Below are 21,051 nucleotides of genomic sequence, written 5' to 3'. Positions count from 1 at the left end.
CTGAAGGCACTTCTTTGCCCAATTTGACTTCGGGAGAGCGGCATTCAGCGAATCGCCAGACTTTTCATCCGTCGGGCCAAGACGACCAAACACACGGTCGTCAGGGCCAGACTGATGCCAGTTGGCACCAGCAGGTGTTGCCACAGCAGTTCTTCACCGCGAAGCACTCGCAGCATTACCGTCTGTTGCGCCAGGCTGGGCACCAGCAAGTGCCAAGGTCGTTCGCCTGAGAAGTCCATGATGGCGATCATTGGCGCCAACTGGAAGGCCAGCAGCGCCACCGTGGAACGACTCTGGGCCTCTTTGTAGCTGCGACCGTGAATGGCGACCAGCATCAGTACGGCGGCCACCGCAGCGGCCAATGGCAGCAGCATGAGCAAAAACAGGATCGCCTCGCTTGATCCGAACCGGAACATGGCCTGCAGGGACTCACTTTGAATCAACATCCTGGCCGGAAAGAAACTTGAAACGCTGATGGCAGCAATGGACATGGCCACGACCGCCGTTGCCAGCCACTTGCCAAGCACCAGCGAAAAGACCGAAATGGGGTTGGTGAGCAGAGGCTCCAGCGAAGCGCGCTCGCGCTCCCCAGCGGTGGTGTCCAGCGCCACGGTCAGCCCACCAAAGAGCACCGCCATCATCACCATCCATGGCACCATGGCCGTGAGTTGGGAGGAGCGACTTTGTGCACTGGCCAGGTTGCGCTCCTGAATGCGAAACGGTTGCAACACCGCTGGCGCCACACCTCGGGTGCTCAGCTCCAGCAGACCTTGCTCACGGTTAAAGCCTTCCAGCAGCGCCACATTGCGTCCCACCAGGACTGTCGACTGACGGTTGGCCGAGTCAAACACCACCCGAAGCTCGGGGGACTGGCCACTGCTTTGTCTCTCCTGATCATCTTCGGCGACCCATATGACCGACTCGCCCAAGCGGGAGTCCCGCAACTGCGACTCGAAGTCGGAAGGAGCGGGGTTCACCTTCATGCCTTGACGCAGAAGGTAGTTGTGCAGTTCCGGGGCATGCTCCAGGCCGGCGACCCATACCTCGCGGCGTTCGGCCTTCTCTTCCTGTTGGCTCACCACAAAGGACATGGCCACAAGCATGACCGGGCCGATCAGGACGGCCGTCAGAAAAATCATCATCAAGGTTTTGCGATCCCGCATGCTATCGACGATCTCTTTGCGAAAAACAATCCAGCTGTCTCTCAGTGCGGCATTCATTCGCTCGATCCCCTGCCCTGGGCAAATGCCAGGGCGACAAATGCGTCCTCAAAATCGGGGCACCCGGTCTGTTCGCACAGGGCATGCACTGAGCCCCGGGCCACGTCCTGTCCGGCGGCCACCACGCTCACTTCATTGCACAATCGCTCGACCTCTTGCATGATGTGGGTGGAAAACACGATACATTTGTTCCCCCCTTGCGGCGAGGCCAGATGGCGCAGCGCCTCACGCAGGCGGCGGGTAGCCACCACATCCAGCCCATTGGTCGGCTCGTCGAGCAGCAGGTTCGGCGGATTGTGGATCAGCGCCCGCGCCAGGGCGGTCTTCATGCGTTCGCCTTGGCTGAAGCCCTCGGTGCGGCGGTCAAGCAGTTCCTTCATGTCCAACAGTTCGCCCAAGGCGTCCGTACGCAGGTAGGCAGCGCTCTGCGTGAGTCCTTGCATGCGGCCATAGTAAATGACATTTTCACGGGCCGTGAGGCGCGGGTAGAGGCCACGTGAGTCGCTCAGACAGCCGATGCGTGACAGCGCGGCGCGCGGGTTCTCCCGCACATCAATGCCGTCAATCAAAACCTGGCCACCATCGGCTGCCAACAAACCTGCCACGATGCGCAGCGTGGTGGTTTTACCCGCACCGTTGGCCCCGAGCAGGCCGGTGATGCAGCCATTGTCTGCCGCAAAGTTCATGTCCCGCACAGCCTGCACCACGGTTGGAGCCACTCGAAAACGCTTGGGCTGCACAAACTGTTTGCTCAAATGTTCAACCCGAATCATGACCCGCCCTCCAGCGCGGCACTCAGGGGTACAAATGCTTTGGGGCGCGGGATGTTGGAAAGACAGGCGGCGTCCACTTTCAGGGCCGGCGCATCCTGCTTGTGGTCAATGAACTTGAAGACGATGTCACTGGCACAGCCCAGCCTCAAGATACCATGCCCGGCGTTGGGCACGACGATGTGGCGAACCTTCTCGCCCATTGCATTGGCAACTTCTGTCGCATGACGCGGTGGGGTTGCCGGGTCGACACCACCGCTGAACATCAGCACTGGCGCAGGGCTGGCGCGCAGCGTGTAAAACCCCTGATCGACTTTGGACTTGGGCCAGGACGCGCACACCGCTTGGTAAGACCTGTCCATGACGCCGGCAAATCGACCGGCGGTTGTCGCCGACGCCTCACGCAGCGGGTCTTCGGCGCAAATCACGGAAAAGTGCAGTCCCATGGCCAGGCTGCCACCTGCACGACTGAGGTTGGTACTGGCCAAACCAATCAGCGGAGTCCAGTTCTTTTGCGCTGCTTCGCTGACGGCATTCGGCAATCCAGCCGCCAACTGGGGGGCATAAAGCGGGCCACGCACCATACCCGCCACCATGGGAGCCGTCAGAATGAGCTGTTCACGCGCGCCGGTCAGCGGGTTGTTGACGGTCACGGTTTGGGGCAATGCGGTGAACATTCTTTCCCACTGCAGGGCCAGCGCGGGGTAGCGCTTGACGCAGCCTGCGTCGGCACCACAGTCGGCAACCAGCGCTTTCCAGGCGGTGTTGGCATCATCGGCCATCGATTGGGTCAACGACATGGTGGCCGGGGCCACGCCATCAATCACCATTCGGCGCACGTGCTGCGGGAACAGGCGCAAATACTCAAGGGCGGCGCGGCTGCCATACGATGCGCCGACAAGGTTGATCTGCCCCTGCCCCAGTGCAGTCCGCACAGCATCCAAATCGTGCATGGCAATCGTGGTGCTGTAGTAGCGCAGGTCGCCATGGGGCAGCTTCTCCAGTGCATCAAGGCATCTGGCCATGCGAGCCGGCAACTGGCCTGGGTCCAGAACCTCCGACAGACTGAGCCGTGCTTCCTGGCCGCATGTCAGTGGCGCACTTTTTCCTGTGCCACGTTGATCTACAAACACCAGATCGCGCCGGTTGTTCAGTCGCGACAACGTACCTTGCATTGCAGGCATCAGGTCGATGGCGCTTTGTCCCGGTCCACCCGCCAGCACATAGATGGGATCGGGAAGTTTTTCACGCGCTTTGGATGGCATGAGCGCAATGTGAATACTGATGCGCCTGCCTTGCGGATCTTCGGGATTGAGGGGACGGGAAAGCGTACCGCACAACACCGCGTCACGCATGCCAGGCAAGTGGCAAGGCTTGGTCATCAGGCTTTGGGCATATGACGAGAGATGCGCTGCCATGGCGGCCCCCAGGAGCAGCATCGCGAGTGCTCTCTTTGGATAAGACATTGGAATCTTGCTGATCATGAACGTCATGGCATCGCAATCTTCAGGTGCAAGTTTTCCGACGCGCAGGGCATGCGTGTGCGCATCGTCGTGTGCAGTACACATTGGCAGTTTGCCCGGTGCTGCAAATGATCTGGCCACTGCATTGGCACTTCAGGCATCAAGTCCATATTCAATCACCGCAGGCAACGATCAAAACAATGGTCAAACATCGACCTCCACCGAATCCCCATGCAACTCCATCAGGTCCCGCCGCGCCCCCGCCTCGCCCTTGCCCATCAGTTTGGTCATCAACTCCGCGGTCTGCCGGGTATCCAGATTGCCCAAACCCACTTGCAGCAGCCGCCGCGTGTCCGGGTTCAGCGTCGTGTCCCACAACTGCTCGGCGTTCATCTCACCCAGTCCCTTGAAGCGGCTGATGGCCCACGCGTTTTCACGCACACCCTCCTTGCGCAACTTGTCCAGAATGGCGGTCAACTCGCCTTCGTCGAGTGCATAGGCTTTGGACGCCGGCTTTTTGCCGCGCGCAGGGGCATCCACCCGAAACAGCGGAGGGCGCGCCACATAGATGTGACCGGTTTCGATGAGTTTTGGGAAGTGCTTGAAAAACAGCGTCAGCAGCAGGACCTGAATGTGCGAGCCATCCACGTCGGCATCACTCAGGATACATATCTTGCCGTAGCGCAGGCCGCTCAAGTCGGGTGAATCGTTGGGCCCATGTGGATCCACACCGATGGCCACCGCGATGTCGTGAATTTCGGTATTGGCAAACAGCCGGTCGCGCTCAACTTCCCAGGTATTGAGCACCTTGCCACGCAAGGGCAACACCGCCTGACTTTCCTTGTCGCGCCCCATTTTGGCGCTGCCGCCCGCTGAGTCGCCTTCCACCAGAAACACCTCGTTTTGCGCGATGTCGCGGCTTTCACAGTCGGTCAGCTTGCCAGGCAGCACCGCCACCCCGGACCCTTTGCGCTTTTCCACCTTTTGTCCGGCCTTTTGCCGCGATTGGGCGGCCTTGATGGCGATCTCGGCGAGCTTCTTGCCGTACTCCACGTTCTGGTTCAGCCAGAGCTCGAGCGCCGGGCGCACAAAGCTGGAGACCAGCCGCAGCGCGTCGCGCGAGTTGAGCCGCTCCTTGATCTGGCCCTGAAACTGTGGGTCCAGCACCTTGGTCGACAACACATAGCTGGCCCGGGCAAACACATCGTCGGGCAGCAGCTTGACGCCCTTGGGCAGCAATGAATGCATGTCGACAAAACTCTTGACCGCAGCAAACAGCCCATCGCGCAGTCCTGACTCGTGGGTGCCGCCAGCCGTCGTGGGAATCAGGTTGACGTAGCTTTCGCGCACCGGTTGGCCGTCTTCGGTGAATGCCACGCACCAGGCCACGCCCTCGCCTTCGGCAAAACTCTCGTGCTGGGCATCGGCAAAACCCTCACCCTCAAACAGCGGAATGACCGGTTCACCGGGCAGGGTTTGCGTCAGGTAGTCGCGCAGACCGCCTTTGTATACCCAGGTTTGGGTTTCTCTGGTCTTTTCCTGGGTCAGACTCACGGTCACACCGGGCATCAACACTGCCTTGCTGCGTAGCAGGTGCTCCAGATGCGACATGGGTATCGTCATTGACTCAAAATACTTGGCGTCCGGCCAGACCCGCACGCAGGTGCCGGAGCGGCGCTCACCGTCCCCCGCCGGGCGCAGGCTTAACGGTTCGACCACCTCACCACCCGCGAACACCAGCCGCGCCACCTGTTGTTCGCGGTAGGTGGTGGCTTCCAGGCGCACGCTCAGCGCGTTGGTAACACTCACGCCCACGCCGTGCAAGCCGCCGGAAAAGCTGTAAGCCCCGCCCTTGCCTTTGTCAAACTTGCCACCTGCATGCAATTGGGTAAACACCAGTTCGATCACCGGCGCGTTTTCGGTCGGGTGCAGGCCAAACGGAATGCCGCGTCCATCGTCCTCAACGCTGACCGAGCCGTCGGTATGCACCGTGACCTTGATCTTTTTGCCGTGGCCGGCCAGCGCCTCGTCGGCGGCGTTGTCGAGTACCTCTTGCAGGATATGCAGCGGGTTGTCGGTGCGGGTGTACATGCCCGGGCGCTGCTTGACGGGCTCCAGGCCCTTGAGCACGCGGATCGAGTTTTCAGAATATTCCGGGGTGGGTTTGGTCGCCATGGGCGGGCATTGTAATCAAGATGATGCAAAACCACTGGATATAAAACCATATCAACCACCAATTAAGTGCCTGCATGCCTTTAAGGCAGCATTGGCCGCGCCGATTGGCTATATTCCACCCATGCCAGAAGAACAGAAAACTCTCTCTACCGCCCAGGTGTTGATGTGTGGCGCGGCCATCGTCACCGTGTCAATGGGCATCCGCCATGGCTTTGGTTTGTGGCTGCAACCCATCACCCAGGAGCAAAACTGGAGCCGCGAGACCTTTGCCTTCGCCCTGGCCATGCAAAATCTGGTGTGGGGCTTTGCAGGCATTTTTGCCGGCATGTTGGCCGACCGGTTTGGTGCCTTTCGGGTGATTGTGGCGGGTGCGGTGTTGTACGCGTTTGGCTTGCTGGGCATGGCCTACGCCACCAGCCCCGGCATGTTTGCATTGACGGCTGGGGTGCTGATCGGCATGGCACAGGCCGGCACCACCTACGCCATTGTGTATGGCGTGATCGGGCGCAATGTACACGCCAGCAAACGTTCCTGGGCCATGGGCATTGCCGCGGCAGCAGGCTCATTTGGCCAGTTTTTGATGGTGCCTACCGAGGGTTTTCTCATTAGCAGCCTGGGTTGGCAACAGGCGTTGGTGGTGCTTGCCGCCGCCTCACTGTTGATGATGCCGCTGGCCTGGTGGCTGCGCGAGCCGGATTTTCGCGGTGGCGGTGCCGGGCACTTTCGCGAGCAGTCCATTGTCCAGGCCTTGCGCGAGGCTTTTGCTTACCGCAGCTTTCAGTTGCTGATGGCGGGTTATTTTGTCTGCGGCTTCCAGGTGGTGTTCATTGGTGTGCACATGCCAAGTTACCTCAAGGATCACAACCTGCCGGCACAGGTGGCAAGTTATTCGCTGGCCCTGATTGGGTTGTTCAACGTGTTTGGCACCTACATCGCAGGCGTGCTGGGGCAGCGCCTGCAGAAGAAGAATATCCTCGCTTTCATCTACCTCGCGCGTGCGGTTGTGATCAGCATCTTCCTGCTGGTGCCCTTGTCGGACGTCAGTGTCTACCTGTTTTCAGCCGTCATGGGGCTGCTGTGGTTGTCCACCGTGCCGCCGACCAATGCCACGGTGGCGCAGATTTTTGGCGTGGCACATTTGTCGATGCTGGGCGGTTTTGTATTTTTCAGTCATCAGATCGGCTCCTTTCTGGGCGTCTGGCTGGGCGGGGTGTTGTACGACCGTACCGGTAGTTATGACGTTGTCTGGTACCTCGCCATCGCCCTGGGGGTGATGGCCGCGTTGCTGAATCTGCCCATCAAAGAAGCGCCGATCAAGCGCGCGCCTTTGCCTCAGGGCACCTGAGCTCATGACACCAATCAAAAAAATAATCGCTGCGAGCGCTTTATCGGCGGCGCTTGCCGGCATTTTTTATCTGTACGGGCGGCCCGAGTTCCTGATGACCATCGCCAACCAGTTGTGGACCTGCTTTTGAACCCTGTGGCAGCGGCAGTGCCGGGATCTGCTTCTGACTGGGTGGCACGCTGGTCCGCGCTGGCGGTACCGGGCAGCCAGGTGCTTGATGTGGCATGTGGTACCGGGCGTCACATGCGCTGGTTCGCGCAACGTGGCCATGTCGTGACCGGTATCGACCGGAGCACTGACGCACTGGAATCGGCAGCAAATTTTGGGCGCGTGATCAAGGCTGACCTGGAAGCACAGCCCTGGCCATTGATTCAGCAGGGAAAACCCCAAGCTTTCGATGTGCTGGTGGTCACCAACTATCTGTGGCGTCCGCTCTGGCCCGCCTTGCTCGCCAGTGTGGCACCGGGTGGCTTGCTGATTTATGAGACCTTTGCGCTGGGCAACGCCCAGTTTGGCAAACCGTCACGTTCCGACTTTTTGCTGCGGCCCGGTGAGTTGCTCGAAGTCTGTCGGGACTTGCACATCGTTGCCTACGAGAATGGCTATTTGGCGCAACCTTCTCGACTGGTGCAGCGGATTGCGGCGTTGCGGCCTGGGGTTTCAAGCCCGGGCGACGGATCGCCGTGTCCCGCACTCTCGCTAGAATAGCGCGCTACCCTGAACCGAGCCGCACCCATGACATCCCAGACGCCATCCATCACCGGCAGCATTGTTGCCATGATCACCCCCATGCTGCCCGACGGCCGTGTTGATTACCCGGGTGTGCGAAAGCTGATCGACTGGCATATCGAACAGGGCACCGACTGCATCGGGGTGGTGGGTACCACGGGTGAGTCACCCACGGTGAGCATGGCTGAAAACTGCGAGATCATCCGCGTCTCGGTCGAGCAGGCGGCCGGTCGGGTTCCGATCATGGCAGGTTGCGGCTCCAACTGCACTGCCGAGGCAATCGAACTGGCCACTTTTGCCAAACAGGTGGGGGCAAGCTGCCAGTTGCAAGTGGTGCCGTACTACAACAAACCAACACAAGAAGGCCAGTACCAGCACTTCAAGGCGATCGCCGAAGCGGTTGACCTGCCCATGGTGCTGTACAACGTACCCGGCCGTTCGGTGGCCGACATGAGTTTGGAAACCGCGCTGCGCCTGGCGCACCTGCCCGGAGTGATCGGCATCAAGGAAGCCACTGGCAATATCGACCGGGCGCAGTGGTTGATCCGTGAGGCACCCAAGGGTTTTGCCATTTATTCCGGAGATGACCCGACGGCGGTCGCACTGATGTTGTGTGGTGGACATGGCAACATCAGCGTCACGGCCAACGTGGCCCCACGCCTGATGCACGAACTGTGTGTGGCGGCCATGGCGGGTGATGTGAGAACGGCGATGGCGATCCAGTTTCGGCTGCTGCCGCTGCACAAGAACCTGTTTGTGGAGGCCAACCCGATTCCAGTGAAATGGGCGATGGCGCGTATGGGCAAATGTGGCCCCACCTTGCGCCTGCCCATGACTCCTTTAAGCAGCGCCGCTGAAGCGCTGGTTGAAGAGGCACTGCGGGCCGCTGCCGTGTTGTAGAGAGTTGTTGATTTTTCATGCAAAGGACCTTTGTGAACCATTCCTCCCGATTCCTGCTGCTTGGCCTGACGCTGGCACTGGGCGCCTGCTCGACCCTAGAGGGTGACAAAGTCGATTACAAAAGTGCGGGCAATAAGGCACCGACCCTGGAGATTCCGCCGGACCTGACGCAACTCACGCGCGACAGTCGTTACACCGTGCCGGGCTCTGTCATTACCGCCAACAGCTTCAAAATAGGTCAAGCCAGCACGCAGGCGCTGCCCACCAGTCTCACCACGGTGGGCGATGTACGTATCGAGCGTTCAGGCAATCAGCGCTGGCTGGTGATCGACCGGCCAGCGGACAAATTGTGGGAGCCGGTGAAGGACTTCTGGCACGACAGTGGTTTCTTGCTGGCGATGGATCAGGCCAATCTGGGCATTATGGAAACCGACTGGGCAGAGAACCGGGCCAAATTGCCGCAGGATTTCATCCGCAACACCTTAGGGAAGCTGATCGACAACCTGTACTCGACCGGCGAGCGCGACAAGTTCCGCACTCGGCTGGAGCGAAATCCGGCGGGTGGCACCGACGTCTTCATCAGCCACCGCGGCATGATTGAGGTGTACGACAGCGCGCAGAAAGACCGGACAGTGTGGCAACCGCGCCCGGCAGACCCTGAACTGGAAGCTGAGTTCTTGCGCCGCCTGATGGTCAAACTTGGCGTGTCGCAAGAGCAGTCGCAAGCGCTGGTGGCCAGCAGTGTGCCCAAAACCGTGTCACGAGTGGTCAAGGTGGATGGCCAGCCAGCGCTGGTCGTCGATGACGGTTTTGATCGCGCCTGGCGCCGAGTCGGTCTGTCACTTGATCGCACCAACTTCACCGTCGAAGACCGCGACCGTAGCAAGGGTTACTATTTTGTTCGTTACGTCGTGCCGGTGGCGGACAAGAGCGAACCCGGCTTCTTTGGCAAACTGCTGGGTACCAGCAAAGCCGAAAGTGCGCCAAAAAAATACCGTGTATCCGTGGTGAGCCAGAACAACCAGAGCACGGTGTCGGTGCAAAACGCAGATGGTTCCGCAGCGCCAGAGGCAGAAGCACAGCGGATTGTGTCGGTGCTGGCAGAAGACCTCAAATAGCAACCCTGAGGGTCAAAAAAGGTCAGGATCCCGCGGCAAACCGGGTACCGGCCACTTTCAGACCCCACAGCAGCTCCACCAGCGCCGGGCAGTTGAGCAAGGGCTCTCCGGCCATGATCAACCAGTAACCGGTGCCATCCACCCATAAGGGTACAAAGGCAAACGTCGGCAGCAGAAAGTGCGGATCGGCGTGAAATGCCACATAGGCACCCGCCCCACCCCACCCTCGGCGGGCCTGGCGCTCGGCAAACGCACCATAGTCGGCAGCGGCCGCACTGAGCACATCGGCTTCGTCTTGCTCGAATCCAGCACGCCCCAGACAAAAGCCGCTGTCTGAGGCCAGAACCACACGGCGCTCCGCAGACAGCCCGGCAATCACAAACTGCAGAAAATCGTCCAGCTTGGCATCCGGCCCCTGCAACGGGCGCGGCAAACGCTGCACCCAGGCGCTGGCCTCGTGGCGGGCTACATCGGCATCATCCACATCGCTGAGTTCAGTCCAGCGGGTCAGATCGAGCGTATGCTCACCGCTCAGCAACACCTGCAACTGCTGTGCCACCCGATCTGGCTCGACCTGACCAAAGGCACGGATCGCCCCGGCGGGCGTCAGTGTGAACCATGCATTTTTGCTTGTCGTCATGTCGCCATTGTGCTTGAGTTGGACACCTGGGGCAGCACCGCATCGGCCAGCGCCAGCAGAAAAATGCCGAGCTCCTGTGGAGCCAGACCGAGTTGCAGCACCCGTTGCTCGGCTTCAGCGGGAGTCATGATTTTCAATGTGATCGAACGGGCCAACGCATCACTGGTGCACACCCGTTGCACCACCGACAATGGCATGTTGCCAGCCACCCAGGCATGTAGCGGATGCACCAGCAAGAGATGCTGCACGGTAAACCGCAGTTCGAACGCCTGTGACTGCTGCAGGCCAACGAGCATCTTGCGCAACAACACGAATCGGTCAAGCGGGCTCGCCGCCAGCCGTTGCGCCAACTCTTCGACATCCAAACCTGGCGCAGCAGTGTCCGACGCGGCAGTAATGACCACAGCGGGCGGCGGGGCGACGGACAATGGCAGCGGGTTCACTTCGGGACTGATCTTGCCCCCTGCTGGCGTCGTGGGAATCGGCTGTTGTGTCACAGCGGGCGTTTGGATCAGGCGTGCGGCAAGCTCCAAGGCGGCACGCATGGACTCGGCGTTGTACGGCTTGCCCAGCCACTGCCAGGGTTGCGGTTCAAGTGCCTGACAGGCAGCCTGCCACGATACATCGTGCCTGGACAGCAGTAATACCGCCGGCTGGCCCCCGACCCAGGCCAGCAACTGCGTCTGTGCCGCGATCGAATGGCGTGCCATGCCCATTGCGGCCAGATCAAGCAAGCAAATTGAGCCCGCCGCAACCGCTGGCACCCGCTCCGATGCAGCGTCCACCGCCTGCCAGCGCCAGTCAGGAAAATGTCGCTTCATAAACAGGTCGAACGCTGCCTGGTCGCGACTGACCATGCCCACCAGATACACCTTCATGAGCCCACCCGTGCCGACTCAAGCTGACAACTGACCGCCTCCCACGCCGGTGGCAAAGTGTCTGCCAGCTTGAGCAACTGACGCCGGGCCAGCATGAATGCCAGGTTGTCGTGGCAGGTCAAACAATGGTGAAAAAAAGTCTGCTGGGCTTGCTGGTCCGCAGACTTGAACGCTTCCACCACCTGGACGGCCAGGACGCGGGAATCGTCCGCACTGCAGCGGCGCGCCCGCGTCGAAATGTTCGCCGATACGACCGCGAGCACACTCCAGCGTGTCGCCAGTGCCGAAACAACTGGCAAGGCCGGCGCCTCCACTTGCGAAGCAAACCAGTTGACAACATGCGCTGCCAATCGGCTTTGTGCCATGCTGAGGGCCTGGCGCTTGCAGTCAGCATGCGCCGAACCAAAAACACAGAACAGATCTGCCAGCGCACCCTGGACCGGCTCGGCGCCGGGCAGTGCCAGCGCCGCCTCAACACGCGCCGCATGGCGTGCAGTGTCGCGCTGTGCATGCAACATACGCCGGGTGTGGGCTCTGAAGGCGTGGCGCTGCACGTCGGGTAGCGGCGGGTTGAACATCGGCCAAACCCTCAATCGAGCAAGGTTTCCATGAGGTCAATCATGAATTCAGCCTGCTCCTGCGTCATCGGTTCAAAGCCGTGCGGCAATCCCAATGACAGCAGCAAGTCCTGGTCTCCAGTCATTTGACCCATCTCACAAAATACTTTTTTAATAGCTTCAAAATCAATACCAGATTGAGGTAGAGCCAATAAAACGTGTGAAATATCGTGAATGGCGCTTTCCACCAGAACTTGCATCTGACTGCGCGTCAAACGGGTCAATGACGCAAACGCATCGGCCAGAAAAAACCCCGCGTCCACCTCACCTTTGATCACCTTACGGGCCACCGCCTGGTAACTATCCACCGGGACCCACGCAATCAGCGACTCGTCGAGATCGGCAGGCTCCAGCAAGCGAAGGCCGATCAGACGCACATCCCGATTTTCAGTGACGGCAATCCGGCATCCAGGTTGCAGGGACTCCAGCGCTTTCAGTCCGGATTGCGCAGCGGTGGCGATGACCATTTCGTCAAACCGCTGCACCGGCCGCGCCAAGGGCACATAGCCTCGGGTACGGATCAGGTCGGATGCGTCAAAGGGGTTGGCGTACACCATATCGGCCTGGCCCGCGGCCAGCAGTTCCGCCTGTTCCTGCGCACTGGTCGGTGTCAACAAATGCAGATGGACGCCCGATCGCCGTTGCACCACCGTATTGAGCAAGTGCCAGCTGGCAAAGTGTTCGGGTGAAAAATCCGGCGCTATCAGGAAGTTCATCATCTTGGTGCCGCCTTTTCCTGTTCCAGCCATTGCCGATACAGCGGAATCAGGCCGTTGACCTTGGTACGAGACGGTTTGCGCCGCACCGAGGTGTAACCCACGATGACACCCTCACGAATGTTGGGAACGGCGGTGGCATAGACCCAATAAAAGGCGCCATCCTTGCGCAGATTCTTGACGTAACCATGCCATTTTTTCCCGGCCGAAATGTCGTCCCACAAGCCTTTGAACGCGAGCTTGGGCATGTCGGGGTGCCGCAGGATATGGTGCGGTGCACCCAAAAGCTCGTCACGGGTGTAGCCGCTCATCTCGACAAACGCATCGTTGGCGTGGGTGATGATGCCCGCCAGATCGGTGCGCGAAACAATCAGGTGCCCCAAGGGAAACATCACCTCGAGGTCGGTCGTGTAGACCTTGCGCTGACTACCATCGCAATAGTTGAGTTCACAGCAGGTCGATGGGGCTGCGGGTTCGGACATGTCGCACAGTGTCACGCTGCACCTCGTCAAATCATTTTGGACAGCGACTCGGCCGCCCGCTTGATGTCCAGAAAAATCAGACCGAGTTTGGCGTTCGACTTGGCCAGCACCGTCAGCACCGCCTCCGGGCCAGCCGCACTCATGATCACGTAGCCGCGTTCGCCCTGGATCAGCACCCGCTCCAGCTTGCCGCGACTGAGCTCACGGGCTGTCCGCTCGCCCAACGACAGCAGGGCCGCCGACATGGCGCCAATCCGGTCCTCGTCCATCCCCTGCGGCAGCGCCGATGCAATCATCAGTCCGTCTGTCGAGATCAGCGCGCAGGCTTCAATATCGGCCGTTGAACCATTCAAGTCTTCAAGCGACTGCTGAAACATATCGGTGCGCATCATTAACTCCGGTTGACCCAATGGGTGAACGAACTGACCGGCACGCGGGGCGTGACAAAGCGATTGACCAGTGCGTCGGCATCAGCATACCCCAGCGCCATGCCACACACCAACATTTCGCCCGGACCGGCACCCAGGTGCGGCAGCACAATGCTGGAAAAGCCGTTCCAGGCGGCCTGCGGGCAGGTATGCAGGCCGTGTGCGCGGGCACATACCATCAGGCTTTGCAGAAACATGCCGTAATCCAGCAATGAACCACGCCCCATGACGCGGTCAATGGTGAACATCAGGCCCACCGGTGCATCGAAGAAACGGTAGTTCCTCTGATGCTGCAAGTGCATTTTGTCCTTGTCGGTTTTGGTGATGCCGAGCAGACCATAGAGGCTCCAGCCGTTTTCGCGGCGCCGGTCAATATAGGGACTGACCCACTGTTCCGGGTAATAGTCGTATTCCTCACGGTACTGGGCAGCCAGTGAAGGGTCGGCGCGCAACGCATCATGGGCGGCACAGACTTTGTCAACCAGCGCATCGCGGCTGGCACCTTGCAACACATAAACCTTCCAAGGCTGGGTGTTGGTGCCTGACGGCGAACGGCTGGCCACTTCCAGCAGGTGCTCCAGGGTTTCCCGTGCCACCGGTTGGCCGGTATAGGCGCGCGCAGACATGCGCGACGTGATGGCCGACTCAACCACGCCGGCTTGCTCAGAAAGTTGTAGGACAGAAGTCATAAAAATCAGTTGTAAAGAACAAACTCTTAAGGATTGCGATCCTTGAGCATATCGCGCAATCGTCGCGGCGCCGGAACCAGCGGTGTGCGACTGCGTGTCCAGGCCCCTTGCTCGGACGGCGACAAGGCGCGGCCACGACTCATGAACCAGGACGCCAGTTTGTACAGGCCCAAGCGGCTGTAAACCTGCGACCAGACCTGCCAGACCGCTGAAACACTCATGCTGCGCGCGGCACCACTGCCACGTAGGCTGGCGTTGTCGCTGTCCGGTCGGGCCTGTGCCTCATTGCGCAAGCGCACCAGGATATCGGTGATGGGAATCTTGACCGGGCACACCTCGGCGCATGCACCACACAAGGTGGAGGCAAACGCCAGCGGGTAGGTCACATCCAGACCCAGCATGTGGGGCGACACGATGGCACCAATCGGACCCGGGTAGGTGGTGCCGTAAGCGTGACCACCAATTCGCGCATACACCGGGCAATGGTTCATGCACGCACCACAGCGAATGCATTGCAGCGTCGCCCGCAGCCCCGGATCGGCGTAGGCCTGGGTTCGTCCGTTATCGAGCAGGATCAGATGGACTTCCTGCGGACCATCCTTCTCGCCCGGTTGGCGTGGCCCACTGATCATATTGACGTAGGTTGTCACCGGCTGCCCGGTGGCCGAGCGGGTCAGCAAACTCAGCAAAGGCGGCACATGTTCCAGTCTCTCGACCACTTTCTCGATGCCGGTGATGGCAATGTGCACCCTGGGCACCGTGGTGCACATGCGGCCATTGCCTTCGTTCTCCACCAGACACAAGGTACCAGTTTCTGCGACCGCCACATTGACACCTGAGAGACCAATGTCGGCATCGGCAAATTTTCGCCGCAACACACGTCGGCCAATCTGGATCAGTGCGTCCACGTCTTCGGTGTAACTCACCCCGGGCACTTCTTCGGCAAACAGTTGCGCAATCGCCTGTTTGGTCTTGTGAATGGCCGGCATGATGATGTGTGAGGGTGCCTCGCCGGCCAGCTGCACGATGTACTCGCCCATGTCTGACTCAAAGGCTTCAATCCCCGCTGCTTCCATGGCGTGGTTGAAGCCAATTTCCTCACTCACCATCGACTTGCCCTTGATGATATGTTTGGCATTCACACGCTGCGCAATACCCAGTGCAATGGCATTGGCTTCATCCGGGGTTTGTGCCCAGTGCACTTGCACACCGTTGGCCGTCAGGCGCGATTCAAGTTGCTCCAGCAAGCGCGGCAGGTGCGCAAGACTGTAGCGCCGGATCTGCTCACCCAGAGTACGCAGACCCTCGCGCTCCTCCTGATCCGGGAACTGAGTGCGTCGTTTCGCCTGCAAGAAGTCCATGGCACCACGAAAATTCTTGCGCTGCGCCGGATCGTTGAGCACGTGGCGCGTGCGCTGCTTGAAATCCTGTGTCGGGTTGATGGCAATCACCTTGCTCATGCGTAGCCTCCGGTATGACCTAGCAGCAGCACGACCAGTTCGCGAGGGCCATGCGCACCATACGCGAGCGTTTGCTGAATATCGGCGGTCTTGGACGGTCCGCTGATCAGCAAGGCATTGGTTGGCATGCCCTGCGCCCAGCCCTCCTGCCGCAAGGCGGTATAAAAATCGGCGTGCACCGTGTCTTCGTCGAGCAACACAAAGTGGGTGGCCGGTACCAGCGACATCAGCCGTGGTTCAGCCGGTGTCGGCCAGACGATCAGGCTGCCAATTTCGGCGATCGCGCCACGCGCCATGGTCAGCGAGGCGTCCACGTCATCAAACAGCCGATCGCGCCAGGATTCGATGGCCTGCTCATAGCGAATGATCTCCAGTTGCGAACCGGCCTGTGCCGCCAGCGCATCGCCGTGCGCCGTGCCCTGACCAATCAGCATCCGCCGCAGCCCTTTGAGCGCAGCCACCCGCAGCAACTGATCAACCCAGTTGCCTGCGGTGACCGCGTGAATCTCGGTTTTCACCGCCTGCATGGCCGAACACAGGCGGACCACTCTCTGCGCCCGGTCTTCACCCCGTCCCTGCCCGGTGTACCAGCTGGAAACGTCTGGCAACTCTGGCAGGTCCGGCATCGACGTTGCCCGCAATCGGCCCAGAATCGCTTCGCGTGCGCTCATGCTGTGGCACCTTTCATCGGCTGGGTGCGTTGCCATAAGAAACTCGCCAGATGTTGACCCGGCAACGAGACCACCCTGCGACCCGCCAATTCGTCCTGACGCGCTGCGCGACCGGTGATATTGAGCAGACATCCACAATCGGCACTCACCACCTGCTGGGCACCCGCTTCCTTGATGCTGGCCACCTTGTCGGTGACGATGGCCTCTGAAATTTCGGGGTGCAGCAGCGAGAAGGTTCCACCAAAACCGCAACACTCTTCGATGCGCTCCTGCTCCACCACCCGCACCCGCTCAAGCGTGGCGAGTAACGCGGCGCTGGTTTCGTGCGACCCCATCTGCCGCCGCGCATGACAAGAGGTGTGCAGGGCCACTCGGCACGGATCACCCTGATCCTGGTGCGAAAAATTCAAGACATGAACCAGGAACTCACTAAATTCAAACACCCGGTCCGACAGGGCCAGTGCGCGCGCATGTAACACCGGATCATCCGCAAACAAATGCGGATAGTGCAGACGAATCATGCCGCCGCAGGAGCCTGAGGGCACAATCACCGGCCAAGGTTCTACAAACAGATTCAGCTGTTGCAAGGCCACAGCGCGGGCCTCGTCCGGGTATCCGCTGCTATGCGCAGGTTGTCCGCAACAGGTTTGCGCGGCCGGGTAATGCACCCGAATGCCCTCTCGCTCCAGCAACAACACGCTGTCCATGCCCGCCTGCGGCATGAACTGATCAATCAGGCAGGTCGCAAAGAGGTAGACATCGTCGGGTTTGCCGGGATAGGAACGTTCGAGGCCGATGGAACACGCCATGCTTTTTGTCTCCGGTTCATGATTGCCGCATTGTTGCGTGATTTTCATAGCCTTGACTTGGCGTTCCGTAGCGAAAAACCCTGATTATTAGAAAAACATCTCCAAATTGTTGCAATGCAACAAAAAGGGCTTGCTGCATTGCAACATCTCCCTATAATTCGAGCTTGCTGCACTGCAACATTTCCGCACATCGCGGTACCGGGGCAGAAAACTTTTTAACTACCAGGAGAAACCACCATGATGACTGTTGAACAAGTACTGGCCGCTCAAAAAGCCAACGTTGAAACCCTGCTCGGTTTGACCGCCAAAGCCTTTGAGGGCGTTGAGAAGATCGTCGAACTGAACATGAGCGCATCAAAAGCGGCCTTGGCCGAGTCCGGCGAAAACGCCAAGGCCCTGCTGAGCGTCAAAGATGCGCAAGAGCTGCTGGCCCTGCAATCGAGCCTGCTGCAACCGCTGGCTGAAAAGACAGCAGCTTACAGCCGCCACCTCTATGAGATCGCCACTGGAACCACAGGCGAGTTCACCAAAGCCTTTGAGAGCCAAGCTGCTGAAGCGCAACAAAAGTTGGCCGGTATGATCGACTCGGCTGCCAAGAATGCACCGGCTGGCAGCGAAACTGCGGTTTCGGTGATGAAAAGCGCAGTCGCTGCAGCCAACACGGCGCTGGAATCTGTGCAAAAAGCGGTCAAACAAGCCACTGATGTCGCAGAAGCCAATTTTGCCGCTGTGACCAATACCGCTGCCAGCACCACCAAAACCAGCAGCAAGAAGCGTTAAGCCCTTGCTAGAAATGTGGCAAATTTGAAGACAAGTCAAAAATTAATGCTTTGCCTCTATAGTTCAAGGGAAAACCCTGAGATACTAGCTCTAGCAGCTTGATTTAAAGGCTTCCTTCACAACCGTACCGTTTGTCTCCTCGGGTCCTTTCGAAACCTTCAGGTTCAGGGATCCCTTAAGGGTTGGTCGCAAGACCAACCCTTTTTTTTCAGTTGCTGCGCTGGGCAATCAGTTGGCGTAGCGCCGGCAATGCCGCCAACATGGCCTGCCGACCGGACTGTATGGCGTTGCTCCGTGACGCAAAACTGGCACTGGACAAGCCCGTGGTCGCTGGTCTCACCACCAAGTCGGCCTTTTGCAGCTCAAAAGCAGTCAGACTTTTGCCCATGATGGCGAAAGTTTTCATCAAAATCTGAAACATGTCCTGACCCGCATTGCCCTGCAGGTCTCCCGAAATGTCGACCGCAACCACCAGGTCAGCCCCCATTTTTTTGGTGAACACCACTGGTACCGGCGATACCAGACCACCGTCAACGTAATCCCGCCCGGCAATCGTCACTGGCTGAAACACAGCGGGAATCGCACTCGACGCACGTACCGCCGTTGCGGTATCACCACGTTGAAACAACACGCCTGCACCACTTTGCAGATCCGTGACCACCACCCCCAATGGTCGGGGAAGTTCCTGAATTTGTTGACCCCGAACCTGGTCACTGATGAACCGTGCCAGCGCCTCTCCGCGCAGCAAACCGGGTTTAAACAGAGGCAGGCGCCAGTCTGAGAACGAGGCTTCTTCCATCGACTCAGCAATCAACTGCAATTCGCGTCCTGATTTGCCACTGGCGTACAAGGCTGCCACCACACTTCCGGCGGAGGTGCCAACCACCAGGTCAGGTGCCAACCCGGCTTCTTCAAGAACCTGAAGCACGCCAATATGGGCAAAACCACGCGCCGCGCCGCCACCCAGCGCCAACCCCAACCGGGGCTGCTTTTTGATCGCGGAAATCGGTGGTGCAGCGAGCACCGGTTCGCGTTGTGGCGCCTGGGCACACGCCGCGAGAAACGCCACCAGCACCATGGAACAGACGCCACAATACCAAGTGGTATTGCGGCCCGGACCGCTGGGACTCAACTGGTCGCCGCTTCCTGGGTTTCAGGCTTGGATTTGCCCTCTTTCTTCGGCAACGGCGTGATCTCAAGCAGAACTTCGGTTTTGGACATGTCCTTGTCGTCCAGGTCAACCGTCAGGCGACCACCGTCCATCAGTCGGCCAAACAACAATTCATCGGCCAGTGCGCGCCGAATGGTGTCCTGAATGAGTCGCTGCATCGGTCGAGCCCCCATCAAGGGGTCAAAACCCTTTTTGGCGAGGTGTTGGCGCAACTTGTCAGTGAAGGTCACTTCCACTTTCTTGTCGGCCAGTTGCGCCTCCAATTGCAGCAGGAACTTGTCAACCACGCGCAAGATCACGTTTTCATCGAGCGACTTGAAGCTGACGATGGCATCAAGCCGGTTGCGGAACTCAGGCGTGAACAGGCGTTTGATATCAGCCATTTCGTCACCGGCTTCACGCGGGTTGGTAAAGCCGATGCTGGCCTTGTTCATCGTCTCGGCACCGGCGTTGGTGGTCATGATGATGATGACATTGCGAAAATCGGCCTTGCGACCGTTGTTGTCGGTCAACGTGCCGTGGTCCATCACCTGCAGCAGCACGTTGAAAATGGCCGGGTGTGCTTTTTCGACCTCGTCCAGCAGCAAGACACAGTGTGGTTTTTTGGTGATGGCCTCGGTCAGCAGGCCACCCTGGTCAAAACCGACATAGCCGGGTGGCGCGCCAATGAGTCGGCTCACCGCATGCTGCTCCATGTACTCGCTCATGTCGAAACGGATCAACTCAATGCCCATGATGTAAGCAAGTTGCTTGGCGGCTTCCGTCTTGCCGACCCCGGTGGGACCACTGAACAAAAACGCACCAATCGGCTTGTCGCCCTTGCCCAGGCCTGAGCGCGCCATCTTCACGCTGGAGGCCAGCATGTCAAGGGCCTTGTCCTGACCAAAGACCACGTTCTTCAGGTCCCGCTCCAACGTCTTGAGCTTGCCACGGTCGTCGTTGGAAACATTGGCCGGCGGTATGCGGGCAATCTTGGCCACAATCTCTTCCACTTCGGCCTTGCTGATGATCTTCTTGCGTTTGGACGCCGGCAAGATACGCTGCGCGGCACCCGCCTCATCGATCACATCAATCGCCTTGTCCGGCAAATGACGGTCATTGATGTACTTGGCGCTGAGTTCGGCCGCAGCCTGCAAAGCGGCCGCCGCGTACTTGACGCTGTGGTGTTCCTCAAAACGTGATTTCAGCCCTTTGAGAATTTCAACCGTCTGCTCCACGGTCGGCTCCAGCACATCGACTTTCTGGAAGCGTCGCGACAGCGCTGCGTCTTTCTCGAAAATACCACGGTACTCCGTGAAGGTGGTCGCACCAATGCATTTCAGTGCACCGGTGCTGAGCGCCGGTTTGAGAAGGTTGGATGCATCGAGCGTGCCGCCCGACGCCGCACCGGCCCCAATCAGCGTGTGGATTTCATCGATGAACAAAATGGTGTTGGGCTTGTCCTTGAGCGACTTCAAAACGCCCTTGAGACGTTGCTCAAAATCGCCGCGGTACTTGGTTCCGGCCAGCAGTGCGCCCATATCGAGCGAATACACGATCGATTCGGCCAGAATTTCAGGCACGTCTTTTTGCGTGATGCGCCAGGCCAGGCCCTCGGCAATGGCAGTTTTGCCCACCCCCGCTTCACCCACCAGCAGCGGATTGTTCTTGCGGCGGCGACACAGAATCTGAATGACCCGTTCCACCTCGTACTCGCGTCCGATCAGCGGATCGATCTTGCCATCTTTGGCCAACTGATTGAGATTCTGGGTGTATTGCTCGAGTGGCGACGCCTTTTCGTTCTTTTCCGAACCGCCTTCTTCAGCCTCAGCCGGGCTCTCGCTGGCCTTGGTCGGCTCGGGCGGATCACTCTTCTTGATGCCATGGGCTATAAAGTTCACGACATCCAGTCGGGTCACCCCCTGCTGGTGCAGGTAATACACCGCATGAGAGGCTTTCTCGCCAAAAATCGTTAACAGCACGTTTGCGCCTGTCACCTCTTTTTTGCCAC

22 protein-coding genes are annotated in these 21,051 nt (G+C 59.4%); 6 read left to right on the top strand and 16 right to left on the bottom strand.

Annotation, left to right across the window (positions count from 1 at the left end; all coding sequences use genetic code 11):
- Positions 1-44: 44 nt before the first annotated feature.
- From KBF66_RS11860 to KBF66_RS11845, 4 genes are all read right to left on the bottom strand, one after another.
- Positions 45-1,220 (bottom strand): ABC transporter permease, encoded by a 1,176-nt coding sequence (locus tag KBF66_RS11860; protein ID WP_296656733.1) that lies wholly within the window; start codon positions 1,218-1,220, stop codon positions 45-47.
- Positions 1,217-1,993: an ATP-binding cassette domain-containing protein gene (locus KBF66_RS11855; RefSeq protein ID WP_296656732.1), complete on the bottom strand. Its 777-nt coding sequence runs from the start codon at positions 1,991-1,993 to the stop codon at positions 1,217-1,219. The genes KBF66_RS11860 and KBF66_RS11855 overlap by 4 nt, the downstream gene beginning before the upstream one ends.
- Positions 1,990-3,456 carry an alpha/beta fold hydrolase gene (locus KBF66_RS11850; protein WP_296656731.1) on the bottom strand — a complete coding sequence of 489 codons (1,467 nt, stop codon included), beginning with the start codon at positions 3,454-3,456 and terminating at the stop codon, positions 1,990-1,992. The genes KBF66_RS11855 and KBF66_RS11850 overlap by 4 nt, the downstream gene beginning before the upstream one ends.
- Positions 3,457-3,657: 201 nt before the next feature.
- A complete protein-coding gene (locus KBF66_RS11845; RefSeq protein ID WP_296656729.1) occupies positions 3,658-5,628 on the bottom strand; it encodes a DNA topoisomerase IV subunit B in 1,971 nt (656 codons plus the stop codon).
- A 121-nt stretch (positions 5,629-5,749) separates the two neighbouring features.
- On the opposite strand from KBF66_RS11845, the gene KBF66_RS11840 reads away from it, so the two are divergent.
- From KBF66_RS11840 to bamC, 5 genes are read left to right on the top strand one after another with little or no spacing between them, the layout of a single operon-like run.
- Complete coding sequence (locus KBF66_RS11840; RefSeq protein WP_296656726.1) at positions 5,750-6,973, top strand: MFS transporter; 1,224 nt, start codon at positions 5,750-5,752, stop codon at positions 6,971-6,973.
- 4 nt (positions 6,974-6,977) lie between these two features.
- A complete protein-coding gene (locus KBF66_RS11835; protein WP_296656725.1) occupies positions 6,978-7,103 on the top strand; it encodes a hypothetical protein in 126 nt (41 codons plus the stop codon).
- A complete protein-coding gene (locus tag KBF66_RS11830; protein WP_296656723.1) occupies positions 7,100-7,681 on the top strand; it encodes a class I SAM-dependent methyltransferase in 582 nt (193 codons plus the stop codon). Before KBF66_RS11835 ends, KBF66_RS11830 begins: the two co-directional genes overlap by 4 nt.
- Before the next feature lie 27 nt (positions 7,682-7,708).
- Entirely contained in the window at positions 7,709-8,602 is an 894-nt protein-coding gene (gene dapA, locus KBF66_RS11825; protein WP_296656721.1) for a 4-hydroxy-tetrahydrodipicolinate synthase, read from the top strand.
- Between the two features lie 32 nt (positions 8,603-8,634).
- Positions 8,635-9,720, top strand: coding sequence for an outer membrane protein assembly factor BamC (gene bamC / locus KBF66_RS11820; RefSeq protein WP_296656719.1), 1,086 nt, complete (start codon positions 8,635-8,637; stop codon positions 9,718-9,720).
- A gap of 22 nt (positions 9,721-9,742) precedes the next feature.
- Here bamC and KBF66_RS11815 read toward each other — a convergent pair whose 3' ends face one another.
- Genes KBF66_RS11815 through KBF66_RS11770 form a run of 10 tightly spaced genes read right to left on the bottom strand, consistent with a single transcriptional unit; the run spans position 9,743 to position 17,110 of the window.
- A complete protein-coding gene (locus KBF66_RS11815) occupies positions 9,743-10,360 on the bottom strand; it encodes a hypothetical protein (protein ID WP_296656717.1) in 618 nt (205 codons plus the stop codon).
- Entirely contained in the window at positions 10,357-11,238 is an 882-nt protein-coding gene (locus KBF66_RS11810) for a hypothetical protein (protein WP_296656716.1), read from the bottom strand. Before KBF66_RS11810 ends, KBF66_RS11815 begins: the two co-directional genes overlap by 4 nt.
- Positions 11,235-11,816, bottom strand: coding sequence for a hypothetical protein (locus KBF66_RS11805; protein ID WP_296656713.1), 582 nt, complete (start codon positions 11,814-11,816; stop codon positions 11,235-11,237). The genes KBF66_RS11810 and KBF66_RS11805 overlap by 4 nt, the downstream gene beginning before the upstream one ends.
- Before the next feature lie 11 nt (positions 11,817-11,827).
- Positions 11,828-12,604, bottom strand: coding sequence for a phosphate/phosphite/phosphonate ABC transporter substrate-binding protein (locus KBF66_RS11800; protein WP_296656710.1), 777 nt, complete (start codon positions 12,602-12,604; stop codon positions 11,828-11,830).
- Complete coding sequence (locus KBF66_RS11795) at positions 12,571-13,053, bottom strand: PAS domain-containing protein (RefSeq protein WP_296656708.1); 483 nt, start codon at positions 13,051-13,053, stop codon at positions 12,571-12,573. The genes KBF66_RS11800 and KBF66_RS11795 overlap by 34 nt, the downstream gene beginning before the upstream one ends.
- A 26-nt stretch (positions 13,054-13,079) precedes the next feature.
- Positions 13,080-13,442 carry a roadblock/LC7 domain-containing protein gene (locus tag KBF66_RS11790; RefSeq protein ID WP_296656706.1) on the bottom strand — a complete coding sequence of 121 codons (363 nt, stop codon included), beginning with the start codon at positions 13,440-13,442 and terminating at the stop codon, positions 13,080-13,082.
- A 2-nt stretch (positions 13,443-13,444) separates the two neighbouring features.
- Complete coding sequence (locus tag KBF66_RS11785) at positions 13,445-14,170, bottom strand: nitroreductase (RefSeq protein WP_296656703.1); 726 nt, start codon at positions 14,168-14,170, stop codon at positions 13,445-13,447.
- A gap of 26 nt (positions 14,171-14,196) precedes the next feature.
- Positions 14,197-15,630: a LutB/LldF family L-lactate oxidation iron-sulfur protein gene (locus KBF66_RS11780; protein WP_296656701.1), complete on the bottom strand. Its 1,434-nt coding sequence runs from the start codon at positions 15,628-15,630 to the stop codon at positions 14,197-14,199.
- Positions 15,627-16,301: a lactate utilization protein gene (locus tag KBF66_RS11775; RefSeq protein ID WP_296656699.1), complete on the bottom strand. Its 675-nt coding sequence runs from the start codon at positions 16,299-16,301 to the stop codon at positions 15,627-15,629. The genes KBF66_RS11780 and KBF66_RS11775 overlap by 4 nt, the downstream gene beginning before the upstream one ends.
- A complete protein-coding gene (locus KBF66_RS11770) occupies positions 16,298-17,110 on the bottom strand; it encodes a (Fe-S)-binding protein (RefSeq protein WP_296656697.1) in 813 nt (270 codons plus the stop codon). The genes KBF66_RS11775 and KBF66_RS11770 overlap by 4 nt, the downstream gene beginning before the upstream one ends.
- Before the next feature lie 237 nt (positions 17,111-17,347).
- Here KBF66_RS11770 and phaP point away from each other — a divergent pair, with 237 nt between their 5' ends.
- Positions 17,348-17,890 (top strand): TIGR01841 family phasin, encoded by a 543-nt coding sequence (phaP, locus tag KBF66_RS11765; protein WP_296656694.1) that lies wholly within the window; start codon positions 17,348-17,350, stop codon positions 17,888-17,890.
- A 208-nt stretch (positions 17,891-18,098) separates the two neighbouring features.
- Here phaP and KBF66_RS11760 read toward each other — a convergent pair whose 3' ends face one another.
- Positions 18,099-18,968: a patatin-like phospholipase family protein gene (locus KBF66_RS11760; protein ID WP_296656692.1), complete on the bottom strand. Its 870-nt coding sequence runs from the start codon at positions 18,966-18,968 to the stop codon at positions 18,099-18,101.
- Positions 18,969-19,018: 50 nt separating this feature from the next.
- A partial coding sequence (gene clpA, locus KBF66_RS11755) for an ATP-dependent Clp protease ATP-binding subunit ClpA (RefSeq protein WP_296656689.1) occupies positions 19,019-21,051 on the bottom strand: 2,033 nt, incomplete at its 5' end.

This window comes from Rhodoferax sp., from assembly GCF_018063565.1.
Lineage (GTDB): Bacteria > Pseudomonadota > Gammaproteobacteria > Burkholderiales > Burkholderiaceae_C > Rhodoferax.
Note: the sequence above shows the minus strand (reverse complement) of the source record. Positions and strands in the feature narration are given on the sequence as shown.

Coding starts and splice junctions, on each gene's coding strand:
- dapA (WP_296656721.1), top strand. CDS start 7,709: ATGACATCCCAGACGCCATCCATCACCGGCAGCATTGTTGCCATGATC.
- KBF66_RS11795 (WP_296656708.1), bottom strand. CDS start 13,053: ATGTCCGAACCCGCAGCCCCATCGACCTGCTGTGAACTCAACTATTGC.
- KBF66_RS11840 (WP_296656726.1), top strand. CDS start 5,750: ATGCCAGAAGAACAGAAAACTCTCTCTACCGCCCAGGTGTTGATGTGT.
- KBF66_RS11785 (WP_296656703.1), bottom strand. CDS start 14,170: ATGACTTCTGTCCTACAACTTTCTGAGCAAGCCGGCGTGGTTGAGTCG.
- KBF66_RS11860 (WP_296656733.1), bottom strand. CDS start 1,220: ATGAATGCCGCACTGAGAGACAGCTGGATTGTTTTTCGCAAAGAGATC.
- KBF66_RS11780 (WP_296656701.1), bottom strand. CDS start 15,630: ATGAGCAAGGTGATTGCCATCAACCCGACACAGGATTTCAAGCAGCGC.
- KBF66_RS11775 (WP_296656699.1), bottom strand. CDS start 16,301: ATGAGCGCACGCGAAGCGATTCTGGGCCGATTGCGGGCAACGTCGATG.
- KBF66_RS11790 (WP_296656706.1), bottom strand. CDS start 13,442: ATGCGCACCGATATGTTTCAGCAGTCGCTTGAAGACTTGAATGGTTCA.
- KBF66_RS11800 (WP_296656710.1), bottom strand. CDS start 12,604: ATGGCTGGAACAGGAAAAGGCGGCACCAAGATGATGAACTTCCTGATA.
- KBF66_RS11810 (WP_296656716.1), bottom strand. CDS start 11,238: ATGAAGGTGTATCTGGTGGGCATGGTCAGTCGCGACCAGGCAGCGTTC.
- KBF66_RS11805 (WP_296656713.1), bottom strand. CDS start 11,816: ATGTTCAACCCGCCGCTACCCGACGTGCAGCGCCACGCCTTCAGAGCC.
- KBF66_RS11770 (WP_296656697.1), bottom strand. CDS start 17,110: ATGGCGTGTTCCATCGGCCTCGAACGTTCCTATCCCGGCAAACCCGAC.
- KBF66_RS11760 (WP_296656692.1), bottom strand. CDS start 18,968: ATGGTGCTGGTGGCGTTTCTCGCGGCGTGTGCCCAGGCGCCACAACGC.
- KBF66_RS11815 (WP_296656717.1), bottom strand. CDS start 10,360: ATGACGACAAGCAAAAATGCATGGTTCACACTGACGCCCGCCGGGGCG.
- KBF66_RS11835 (WP_296656725.1), top strand. CDS start 6,978: ATGACACCAATCAAAAAAATAATCGCTGCGAGCGCTTTATCGGCGGCG.
- phaP (WP_296656694.1), top strand. CDS start 17,348: ATGATGACTGTTGAACAAGTACTGGCCGCTCAAAAAGCCAACGTTGAA.
- KBF66_RS11845 (WP_296656729.1), bottom strand. CDS start 5,628: ATGGCGACCAAACCCACCCCGGAATATTCTGAAAACTCGATCCGCGTG.
- KBF66_RS11855 (WP_296656732.1), bottom strand. CDS start 1,993: ATGATTCGGGTTGAACATTTGAGCAAACAGTTTGTGCAGCCCAAGCGT.
- KBF66_RS11850 (WP_296656731.1), bottom strand. CDS start 3,456: ATGTCTTATCCAAAGAGAGCACTCGCGATGCTGCTCCTGGGGGCCGCC.